Consider the following 10,491-nt stretch of genomic DNA (forward strand, 5'->3'; position numbering starts at 1 on the left):
CTATTGGGTATGAAGTCTCAACAATCTCACTAAATATCTATCGATTCTTCATTTATCTATAGTTTGAATTGATGTACTAAATCACCTTGCTGATTTGCCAGAATCGTTAGGTTTTGGCTGGCTTCTGCAATTGATGACATCGCTTGGTAACTCTTATCTGCGATGTGGTTGATGTCTTCGATATTACGCGCGATATCGCCAGACGTTTCACTCTGCTCTGCGGCTGCTTGAGAGATATGTGTGCTCATGTGGCTAATCTCTAGAATCAAGGCTTGGATCTCTTCCATCGCACTGTTTGCACTTGAAGCTTGTTGGACTGACATGTCCATGTCGCTCATACAACTTTCAATCACGTTACTTGCTGTTTTCGAGCTTGATTGCAGGTTGCTGATCATGGTTTCGATTTCTGACGTTGATTGAGTGGTCTTTTGCGCTAGCACTCGTACTTCATCGGCAACAACTGCAAAACCACGACCTTGCTCGCCAGCACGCGCTGCTTCGATTGCCGCATTAAGTGCAAGTAGGTTGGTCTGTTCAGCAATGCCACGAATAACGTCAAGGATTGAACCAATCTGACTACTCATTTGTTGTAGCTCGCCCACAGCACCCACAGACTCAGTAAGGCGAACCTCAAGCTGATTGATAGTGCTAATGTTGGTGTTCATGATCTGACGACCAGACTCAGAAGCCGATTCTACTTGTTGAACCATGGTGAGTGAGCTTTGCGCGCTGTTTGCTACTTCTTGTACAGAATGAGACATCTCTGTCATTGCGGTCGCGACAGTTGCCGTTTGTTCACGTTGGCTGTTCAGCTGAGCTTGCGTTTCAGAAGAAGTCTTTTGGTTTACGCTTGCTGTCTTGGTTAAGTCATCTGAAGCATCATTCAGCTTCACAAGGATATTGTGCAAGTTGTCCGCCAAGGTGTTGATGTGGCGACTCACACGGCTGAATTCGTTGTCGTAGCGAATATCGATACGTTGAGTCATATCGCCTTGAGTCAGGCCTTCTAATGTCCCGAGAATGCGAGTTAATGGCTCTCTTACGCTATGTGCTATGTGGTAACCAATCGCTGCAGCGAATACGGTCACAATGATGCCAATTGCGATCGCATTGAATAGGCCTTTGTCGTAGATGCTGCTTGCGTCAGCTAACGACGAGTTCAGTTGCTCTTCAGCGGTCACGTTGAATGAATCTAGCACTGCCATTGCTTGGTCTACTTCTACGGCTAGGTTTGCAATGTTGATATACAGAGCTTCTTTCGCTTTCAAGTAGTTGTTGTGTTTGTCCAAGACACCGCCTTTCTGACCAACATCTTTGGTGAACTTTTGAACTGATTCATCAAAGACATTTTTAAGTGCTGGTAGTTGTGTTGATAGGCCACGATAAGCGTAGTTAAGGTGAGTAACGGCCTTTTTATTTTGGTTAACGGCTTTTTGAACGAAGGCTACATCAGAGCTAGCAAGTGCATCAGAGGTAATGACTTCTGCGTCTTGCAGTTTAATGAAGTAGCTTTTTGCCATTACTTTTACAGAGATGCTTTTTTGGTCGGCTACGTACTCTTTCATGCCAACGGTTAATTCTGAATGTAAGCGTTGGAAATCGCGAGACGCTTTTTGTACTTGTTCTTGTGCTTCAAACATAGCGACGTAGTTGTTCATCGCTTCGTCTGCTTCGGCGAAGTAGCGCTCTTCCATCGCTCTTAATTGGGCGATACGTTCGGTGAGCGAAACATTGTTTTGGCTTGCTGCTTCTAAGTTACCTAGCACTTCAGAAAACGAGTTTTGTGATGCAGCAAACTCTGTACGCATTGCAGACATGCGTTCAGCGTTTTGTGTGGTTAAGAAATCTTTGAATGACTTATCAGCAGAGAGCAATTGCACACTTGTTTGATTTGAAAGCGCGACAAGTGGTAATGAGGTTTCTGAGACACTCTCAAAATTGCTGTGTATCTGATTCATGCTGTTCATCATGATGGTTATCGTGACTGCGAACATGATGATGATCAGTGCGAAACCAGCGTACATACGCTTGATCACAGATCCCTTCATGGCTTTCTCCCTAAATAAAAATGCTGACCTAATGTCAGGTCAAAGTAAAACTAACAAAATTATCAGCATTCTATTGAGCTCCGCTTGCGCATTTTATGACGCACACGTCAAAAATAACCCTCAGTTATAACCAACATGCCATTCTTGAGAGCTGAGGCTCGTTTTCTTTGATTTGAACGGTGTTTTTTATTATGCTTTAAAGCAGATTTATTGTGGTTTGATGCGGCATAGCGCATACTCAAAGCATTAAAAAATAAATGTTTTATCGGAGAGAAACATGGCTGAAGAAACCATTTTTAGTAAGATCATCAATAAAGAAATCCCTGCAGATCTACTATACCAAGACGATTTAGTAACCGCATTTCGTGATATTAACCCTCGCGCGCCAAGCCATATCCTAATAATCCCTAACAAGTTGATTCCAACAACTAACGATGTTGAAGTCGAAGATGAAGCGATGATGGGCCGCATGTTTACCGTTGCTCGGAAGTTAGCAAAAGAAGAAGGCATCGCAGAAGATGGCTATCGTCTTATCGTGAACTGCAACTCTCACGGTGGCCAAGAGGTTTATCATATTCACATGCACTTGGTTGGTGGCCGTCCACTTGGTCCGCTATTAATGAGCTAATAAAAAGTTAATGAGCTAATGAAAAGCTAACGAGTTACTGAAAGTTAATGAGCTAGTTTAAACGAGATCATTAGCGGGTTAACACTAGTAGTTAGTTGGAAAATTTGTAGTTTGTATGCCAACTTTAAGTTCTATCTGTTGTCTGAATATCGGCATCGCCTAGGCAGAGGCTAAATCAGTAGGGTTTCAACTGGCTTGAGATCCTTTTTACAATACGTTTCGTTTTGATAATGAGACCACGAAAGGTCAGCAGACCCTAACAAAGTTGGCATTTTAAACATGCACGGAGACGATAAGTGAAGCAACAGTTTAGATTCGCTTCAATTGCCCTGTTATCGGCGTTGACCGTAGGTTGTGCGAGTATTTCTGCAGGAAGCCTATTTAGTCATTACAGCGCACAAAACAAAGCGATCTACCAAGCCGTTAAATCTGGAGATTATTCAGAGGCTCAGCAAGAGCTACCAGATTACGCGGCAGGCGACATCCTTGATAACTTTGAAAGAGGCAGAATTAACCTGCTGGATCAAAAATATCCTGAGAGTAAGTCTTCGTTTGAAGTGGCTGATCAGGCGGTTACTGAGCAGCAACGAAAAGCCGTAATCTCAATCTCAGACAGTGCAACCAGCGTGGGTGCGTTGGCTGTGAATGACAATATTACCGAGTATGTGCCAGCCGATTATGAGTTGGGCTTTCTTCATCTCTATCTCGGTTTAAATTACCTCAAGAAAAATGATTTAGAAGGTGCGGTGATCGAAATGCGTCGCGCCAACCAAGTGCAAGAGCAAGCGAAGAAGCAACGCGAAGCTGAGTTAGACCGGGCAGCTAACGATGCGAAGAAGCAAGGTTTGTCTGCCAATGTCGGTAGCATCCTTGCCAACTACCCAGATGCGGGTAAAAAACTGCAGTCGGTACAGAATGCATATCTGATGTTCTTGTCTGGTCTGCTTTATGAAGCTTCGAATGATCTAAACAGCGCTTATGTTGATTATCGTCGTGCTTTGGCTGTGATGCCAGATAACCAAGAAATCATCGACAGAACCATGGCGACAGCCGCTCGTTTAGGGATGCGACAAGATTTAGCGACACTAGAAAAACGTTATAAGCAGTCTTCTAAACTTAATGTAGGTGAAGGGAGAGTAATTGTTCTTCAAGAACAGAGCGCTGTGCAAGCTATGGACAGTTGGCGACTAGATTTACCTGTTTATGACAGTCGCGATCAGGGAGCGATATACTCTCTTGCGCTGCCATATTACCCGAGCCAAAACGTAGAGCGTTTTTCTGCATTGCGAATCAGTGGGCAGCCGCTACAAGAGCATTTGATTACCGATGTAAATGCAATGGCTCAAAACGATTTATCTGAGCGTATGACGAGCATTGTTATTCGCCAAGCGCTACGTGTGGTTGCGAAAGATCGCATTCGTAAAGAAGCCACCAAAGGCGATGATGTCGGTAATATTCTGTTCAACGTGTGGAACACACTGACAGAGCAACCAGACACTCGCAGTTGGCAATCTTTACCAGCAGAGATTAAGAGCAGCACGTTTGTAGCAAACAGTGGTCAATATACGTTGGAGGCTGGCGCTAAAACGTATGACTTTGATATTCGAGAGGGGCAGACCACCTTGGTGTGGATTTCTCGACAAGGAAACAACGCAACAATGTGGCATAAACAGCTAGGGAGGCTGTAATGAAAAAGTGGTTAGTGAGCTTAGCAGCGGTTATGGCTCTGTCTGGTTGTGCTGATAATACAGCTGGTGTAAGGGTCGATAGTCTGACTCAGAACGTTTTCTTTGGTGACAATGTATTGGGCAGCCGCTTACAGGTTGAAGATATCCGCACTGATTTAGTCGACGGTCATACGCGAGGAATCGTTCGTTTAAACAGTAACTATAAAGGCGATCAACATATCCTTTATCGTTTTTACTGGTACGACGATGCCGGCCTTGAGGTCAACCTAAAGCAAGGCCCTTGGAAGCAAGCGATTGTGCGTGGCTTTGAAAGTATTTCGTTGTCGGAAGTGTCGGTAAACCCGAAAGCGACTCAGTTTAGAGTTCAGTTCCGAGAGCAGTAAGTTAGATAAAACGGATCTAATGGTTCGTAAATATAAGAATTTAAGAGTGTGGGTAACCCCACTCAGTGATAAGTTGAGGAAACAAAATGAAAAAGAGTGTCATTGCGCTACTAGGTTTAGCGGTTATTTTAGGCGGTTGTTCGAACAAGGTAAGCTACGGTGATGCACAAGCAGTAGAAACCACGACAATCGATTTCGGTTCAACTGACCTTCAAACGATTGCGGGTGAAATGGTCGATAGCATGATGGCGTCTGGTTCAGTGGCTTACATTACTCGTGAACAGCGTCCAATCGTGTTCGTTGAGCGAATCAAGAACAAAACAAGTGAGCACATCGATACTGAGTCAATCACTGACACAATCAGTACTAAAATGTTGAATTCTGGTAAGTTCCGTTTCGTTGATATGGATCGTGTTGAGTCTGTTCGTGATCAACTGAACTTCCAAAACAACGATGAGCTTGTAAACCAAAGTTCAGCGATTCAGTTTGGTAAAATGGTGGGCGCTCAGTATATGTTGTACGGCAACCTATCAAGCATCGTTAAGAAAGCGGGTAGCGATGAAGACGTATACTACAAAATGACGATGCGCCTAATGGATCTTGAGTCTGGCTTGATTGAGTGGGCTGACGAGACTGAAATCCGTAAGCAACAATCTAAGAGCCTTCTAGGCCTTTAATTTCGCTTACTTGCCAACTAACGCAGCCAGTTTTGACAGCGCTAGTCTTGGCTGCGCATAGTTTGGCCACATATAGCTTGGTCACACGCCAATGCAGTGCATGATGTGCTGTTTATGAAGAGACACTGGCTTTTGGTCAGTGTCTTTTTTGTAGGGAAATGAAGACGTTTATAGGGAATGAGCAATGGCAATTTTTTCTTGGTCTGAGGCTAAGCTTCTTGATACCAGTCTGAGTTCGCTTGATGGTTACTTTTCTGAGCCTCCAGTTAGAGCTCAGACATTAACAGGCGGTTTGACCAATCGATGTTGGAAATTGGTTGATGTCGATGGCACTGCGTATGTTTGGCGGCCAACCACAGCTATCACTAAAGCCTTCTTCATCTCTCGTCATGAAGAGTACCAAGTGTTGTCGGCAATTGAGCGTCTCGGCATCGGGCCAAGCCCAGTGGTGGTGAATGAGCAGGGTTTATTGGTTGAGTGGATTGCAGGTGAGACACTTTACGAAGATCTAGAGCTCGATGACCTGTTGAAAACGCTGATCTCTGTGCATCTGGTCAATACTGCGCGATTACCACTGCAACCATTCAGTTTCACAGCGCGAGTCGACCACTATTGGCTGCAGCTTGATGCGATTCATAAGACCGAAGCCTGCACTAAGGTTTATCAAGAGTGGCGCGTGGCTCCGAGTGTTACCAATGTCGACCTGTCTTTGTGCCATTTTGATTTAGGTGGTTATAACCTGGTGAGAAACAGTGACGGTATTAAGATTATCGACTGGGAATACGCTGCGCTAGCAGACCCTAGACTCGATTTAACCTTGACCATTGCGGTTACTGGAGTGCCGGCTACTGAAGCGGTTGAGAAGTACTGTCAGCTGCGAGGTATCCATGATGTTCAGCCTTGGCTAGATGGTGTAGCAGCGTGGTTACCAAGAAGCCAAATGATGGCGATGCTTTGGTATTTACTTGCTCATCAGCTTTGGGGCGATGAAAGTTATTTGCAGGAAGCAGAGGCTCTGAGTCACACTTTATGTAGCTAGGATCACGTTTAGGAAGTGAAAAATATAATTTCTCAGCTGTTACCTTTAAAACCTTGTTTTTCGTGTTAGATTGATCAAAACGTACCAATATTCAACGGGGGAGGTACAATGATTATCTATCTACATGGCTTCGACTCAACAAGCCCGGGCAATCACGAAAAAATACTGCAGTTGCAATTCATTGATGATGACGTTCGTTTCATCAACTACAGTACTTTGCATCCAAAACACGATATGCAGCATTTGCTAAAAGAAGTGCATAAAGTGATAGAGCAATCAGATGATCCGCATCCAATTATTTGTGGTGTAGGTTTAGGTGGTTTCTGGTCTGAGCGCATTGGTTTCTTGTGTGGTATTAAGCAGGTGATTTTCAATCCAAACTTGCAACCTGAAAACAACATGGTAGGTCGAATTGACCGTCCTGAAGAGTACGAAGATATTGCGACCAAGTGTGTTGAGCAGTACCGTATGAAGAACAAAGGTCGCTGTTTAGTGGTGCTTTCTCGTGAAGATGAAATTCACGACAATAGCAAAACAGCCGCTGCACTCGAAGATTACTACGACGTAATCTGGGACGAGAAAGAGAGTCATAAATTCAAAAAAATCTCTCAACATCTTCAGGCAATGAAAGCGTTTAAGAACGCTTAATTACTCCGGTTATTTTATAAAAGCAGCACTCATTTGGGTGCTGCTTTTTCACATCTGAATCTTAGATATTGGTATTGATAAAACAGTTGTATATGTTTTATCGGTCGGTTTGTGCATTTATAGATAAGTTTGCGCAAACGTTAACTAATTAGCCGCGAATCCTCATTGTGGGTAAGGATTTTTGTTGCGGTCATCTTTTTGCTATATATAATGTTCTTAAGCAAAATATTTTGACAAATATCAAAAAAAATTGAGAGCGAGTGAAAAACTTGCCCATAATTTGCGTTCTATCTCTCAGCTAGACGCCTTTTTTATCCATGTGAGCAAAGCGACAAACGAATGTTTGTTGTTTGTTATCCCTCTAACTACTCGGTGAGCTGTCGTTATTCTTTTTCGCGGTTATCCAATATGTCACAGCCTTATCAACAAGGCCGAGTAGATACATAGAATTTATCGGTTGGAGTAATCGAGCCGAACCCCATTTATTCATTTTGTAGAGGATTGTCATTGTGACAAAAATTATCGTAGTAGGCGGCGGTGCTGGTGGTTTAGAGCTAGCAACTAAGCTAGGCCGAACTTTAGGTCGTAAGAAGCGTGCCCAGATCACTCTGGTAGACCGTAAAGCAAGCCACCTATGGAAACCATTACTTCATGAAGTAGCAACTGGCTCACTGGATGAAGGTGTTGATGCATTAAGCTACCGCGCACATGCAAAAAACCATTACTTCGACTTCCAAATGGGCAGCCTGAACGACATCGATCGTGAACGTAAAGTGATTGCACTGAGCGAACTGAAAGATGAGCACGGCGAATTGCTGATGCCAAGTCGTGAACTTGAATACGACATTCTTGTTATGGCACTAGGTTCAACGTCGAACGACTTCAACACTCCAGGTGTTCGTGACAACTGTATTTTCCTTGATAGCCCAGAACAAGCGCACCGTTTCCGTACTGAAATGAATAACCAGTTCTTAAAGCTTCACGCTAAGAACGGTCAAGGTACGGTAGACATCGCGATTGTTGGCGCGGGTGCAACAGGTGTTGAGCTTTCTGCAGAGCTACATAACGCAGTAAAAGAGCTTCGTACTTACGGCTTCGGTGATCTAGATTCAAGCAAGCTGAACGTGAACCTAGTTGAAGCGGGTGAGCGTATTCTTCCGGCTCTACCTCCTCGTATTTCAAGCGCAGCACACTCTGAGCTAACGAAGCTTGGTGTGAATGTTCGTACTAATACTATGGTGACTCAGGCGGACTCTGACGGCCTAACAACCAAAGATGGCGACAAGATCCCAGCACAAATCATGGTATGGGCAGCAGGTATCAAAGCACCAGACTTCATGAAAGATATCGGTGGTCTTGAAACCAACCGTATCAACCAGTTGGTTGTGAAAAACACGCTGCAAACAACACTGGATGACAACATCTTTGCTATCGGTGACTTGGCACAATGTACCCAAGCAGATGGTTCATTTGTTCCACCACGTGCACAAGCGGCTCACCAAATGGCAAGCTGTGCATTCAGCAACATCATTGCTAAGCTGAACGGTCGTGACCTAAAAGACTACATCTACAAAGATAAAGGCTCACTGGTTTCGTTAAGCCGTTTCTCTACCGTAGGTAGCTTGATGGGTAACCTAACTAAAGGTTCGATGATGGTTGAAGGTCGTATTGCTCGTGTGGTTTACATCTCTTTGTACCGCATGCACCAAATGGCGCTTCACGGCTTAATCAAAACATCACTGATGATGCTGGTTGGTCGTATTAACCGTGTACTTCGTCCAAACCTAAAGCTTCACTAATCAGCTAAGCCTTATAAGGGCATTTCGCTGATAATAAAAAAGAGCTCTTCGGAGCTCTTTTTTGATCGTGTTGATTGAGTACTATCGCTGGTTGCAGCTAATTGAAGTAGTTAAGAGGTTGGAGGTAGCACAGAATAAACCACGCCATCTTTCGGTTTACCGTTAAACAGAAATCGATTCTTGGCAATGGTTTCTCGCTCAGCGCCACACTTCTCTATCAGCTTTTGGCTTGGTAGGTTCTCGGTATCGCAGACAATCTCCAAGCGCGTTAACTTCAGTTGCGCAAAGCAAAATTCAAACAAGGCCAGCATCGCTTCTTTGGCTATTCCTCTCCTTTGAAAGTCATCACTCACCCAATAACCTAAACTCGCCATATTGAAGGTGTGATAAAGCTCATTGATCGCCACCATTCCGACCAGCTTATCGGTTTTTCGCTCAAAAATACCAAAACCAAACGCGTCGGCTTTCACCCAGTTCAGGCGAGTTGCTAGAATAAACTTCTCGGCTTCGACGATAGAAAACTCATCGTGGCACCAATCTACCCAAGGTAATAAACTCGGTGAAGATTTGATCAGCTGAGCAAACTCTTGAGCATCTGAGGCTTCAATGATTTTGAGGCTTAGATTTTGTGTATTGATCTGAAAGTCTGGGCTCATAGGACGTACCAAATAACATGTAATGGCTAATAAAACGCCCTCACAATGGAGGGCGTATTGAATGCTTAATACAACTTCAATTCTTTATATCAAGTTCCACTCTCTATAAGAATAGTTGAGCTGCTAGCTGAAGACTGATTACGTGGTTTATTGAGCGACGCGACGTACTTGAATCACCATGCCAAGAAGCGGGTGGTCTAGGTAGTGAGTCTCTGTACTGCGCATGCGACGTTTTTGGTCCATGCGGTAGCTTTTAAGGAACTCTTGCACTTCAACGGTCGGAGAGATCTCAGTAAGGTTACCCACCTGAACATTGCTCTCTGCACCACTTACTGGCGAGTCTAGCTCGATTTGCTGTTCTTGCAGCGTCACTTCACGAACGCTTGGCGCTTTTAAATCCAGAGTCGTTTCAGCATATAGATAGTGCTGTACGTAGATCTGTAGCTTGCCGTCTAATTCGTAAAGCGGTTTATCAATAGTCTCTTCTTGGAAGCCATCTGGGTTTGATGCAGTGACAGCACCTTTCTCAGAGCCGTCGGCATTAAACTGTTTAGAGAAGTCTTTACCTGCTTGAATGTGGAAAACAGGTGCTGAACTTTTACCTTGGTCACCTTGACGCCAAGCAGTATGCATCAGAACTTCAAAGCCTGCGTGTTTGCGTAGCTTGTCCTTCTGAGGCGTTAACTTGTATTCCGAGTAAGGAAGCATCTGCACGCCTTTCTTCGCTCGGTACTGGGTATCTTGAAATGAACCAACGCGCTCAAGTGAAATCTTAGGCTGTGTGTTTGGCCAAGATTCATTTACTTTTTCTGCATCAACAGCGCGCTTAAAAATGATCACTTCTATATCAAATTGTCTCTGTGCCAAACTTGGCAGTGAGACGAACAATAGTAGCAGTGGGATCAGTCTTTTCATTTTTACTCCG

10 protein-coding genes are annotated in these 10,491 nt (G+C 44.1%); 7 read left to right on the forward strand and 3 right to left on the reverse strand.

What is annotated here, in order from left to right:
• Positions 1 to 56 precede the first annotated feature (56 nt).
• Positions 57 to 2,048 (reverse strand): methyl-accepting chemotaxis protein, encoded by a 1,992-nt coding sequence (locus tag CWO27_RS06985; RefSeq protein WP_048658275.1) that lies wholly within the window; start codon positions 2,046 to 2,048, stop codon positions 57 to 59.
• Positions 2,049 to 2,325: 277 nt separating this feature from the next.
• On the opposite strand from CWO27_RS06985, the gene hinT reads away from it, so the two are divergent.
• The 7 genes from hinT to CWO27_RS07020 all read left to right on the forward strand — a co-directional run bounded on the left by hinT (position 2,326) and on the right by CWO27_RS07020 (position 8,910).
• The gene (gene hinT / locus CWO27_RS06990; protein ID WP_004736268.1) at positions 2,326 to 2,676 is read left to right on the forward strand and encodes a purine nucleoside phosphoramidase; all 351 of its coding nucleotides are present in this window, start codon (positions 2,326 to 2,328) and stop codon (positions 2,674 to 2,676) included.
• A gap of 296 nt (positions 2,677 to 2,972) precedes the next feature.
• The gene (locus CWO27_RS06995) at positions 2,973 to 4,364 is read left to right on the forward strand and encodes a COG3014 family protein (protein ID WP_102478373.1); all 1,392 of its coding nucleotides are present in this window, start codon (positions 2,973 to 2,975) and stop codon (positions 4,362 to 4,364) included.
• Positions 4,364 to 4,747, forward strand: coding sequence for a YcfL family protein (locus CWO27_RS07000; protein WP_107898756.1), 384 nt, complete (start codon positions 4,364 to 4,366; stop codon positions 4,745 to 4,747). Before CWO27_RS06995 ends, CWO27_RS07000 begins: the two co-directional genes overlap by 1 nt.
• Positions 4,748 to 4,833: 86 nt before the next feature.
• Positions 4,834 to 5,424: a penicillin-binding protein activator LpoB gene (gene lpoB, locus CWO27_RS07005; RefSeq protein WP_048658277.1), complete on the forward strand. Its 591-nt coding sequence runs from the start codon at positions 4,834 to 4,836 to the stop codon at positions 5,422 to 5,424.
• A gap of 184 nt (positions 5,425 to 5,608) precedes the next feature.
• A complete protein-coding gene (locus CWO27_RS07010; RefSeq protein ID WP_102432606.1) occupies positions 5,609 to 6,463 on the forward strand; it encodes a phosphotransferase in 855 nt (284 codons plus the stop codon).
• 108 nt (positions 6,464 to 6,571) lie between these two features.
• Positions 6,572 to 7,111 carry an alpha/beta hydrolase YcfP gene (gene ycfP, locus CWO27_RS07015; protein ID WP_048658279.1) on the forward strand — a complete coding sequence of 180 codons (540 nt, stop codon included), beginning with the start codon at positions 6,572 to 6,574 and terminating at the stop codon, positions 7,109 to 7,111.
• Between the two features lie 509 nt (positions 7,112 to 7,620).
• Entirely contained in the window at positions 7,621 to 8,910 is a 1,290-nt protein-coding gene (locus CWO27_RS07020) for an NAD(P)/FAD-dependent oxidoreductase (RefSeq protein ID WP_048658280.1), read from the forward strand.
• A gap of 110 nt (positions 8,911 to 9,020) precedes the next feature.
• Here CWO27_RS07020 and CWO27_RS07025 read toward each other — a convergent pair whose 3' ends face one another.
• Together CWO27_RS07025 and CWO27_RS07030 are read right to left on the reverse strand one after the other, a co-directional pair.
• Entirely contained in the window at positions 9,021 to 9,566 is a 546-nt protein-coding gene (locus CWO27_RS07025) for a GNAT family N-acetyltransferase (RefSeq protein ID WP_048658281.1), read from the reverse strand.
• 147 nt (positions 9,567 to 9,713) lie between these two features.
• Entirely contained in the window at positions 9,714 to 10,481 is a 768-nt protein-coding gene (locus CWO27_RS07030; RefSeq protein WP_086712213.1) for a peptidoglycan binding protein CsiV, read from the reverse strand.
• Positions 10,482 to 10,491 lie beyond the last annotated feature (10 nt).

It is taken from the genome of Vibrio sp. 10N.286.51.C3 (assembly GCF_003050065.1).
Classification (GTDB): domain Bacteria; phylum Pseudomonadota; class Gammaproteobacteria; order Enterobacterales; family Vibrionaceae; genus Vibrio; species Vibrio crassostreae.

Excerpts from the sequence above, each read along its gene's own strand:
- lpoB (WP_048658277.1), top strand. The coding sequence starts at position 4,834 with ATGAAAAAGAGTGTCATTGCGCTACTAGGTTTAGCGGTTATTTTAGGC.
- hinT (WP_004736268.1), top strand. The coding sequence starts at position 2,326 with ATGGCTGAAGAAACCATTTTTAGTAAGATCATCAATAAAGAAATCCCT.
- CWO27_RS07010 (WP_102432606.1), top strand. The coding sequence starts at position 5,609 with ATGGCAATTTTTTCTTGGTCTGAGGCTAAGCTTCTTGATACCAGTCTG.
- CWO27_RS07025 (WP_048658281.1), bottom strand. The coding sequence starts at position 9,566 with ATGAGCCCAGACTTTCAGATCAATACACAAAATCTAAGCCTCAAAATC.
- CWO27_RS07030 (WP_086712213.1), bottom strand. The coding sequence starts at position 10,481 with ATGAAAAGACTGATCCCACTGCTACTATTGTTCGTCTCACTGCCAAGT.
- ycfP (WP_048658279.1), top strand. The coding sequence starts at position 6,572 with ATGATTATCTATCTACATGGCTTCGACTCAACAAGCCCGGGCAATCAC.
- CWO27_RS07000 (WP_107898756.1), top strand. The coding sequence starts at position 4,364 with ATGAAAAAGTGGTTAGTGAGCTTAGCAGCGGTTATGGCTCTGTCTGGT.
- CWO27_RS06985 (WP_048658275.1), bottom strand. The coding sequence starts at position 2,048 with ATGAAGGGATCTGTGATCAAGCGTATGTACGCTGGTTTCGCACTGATC.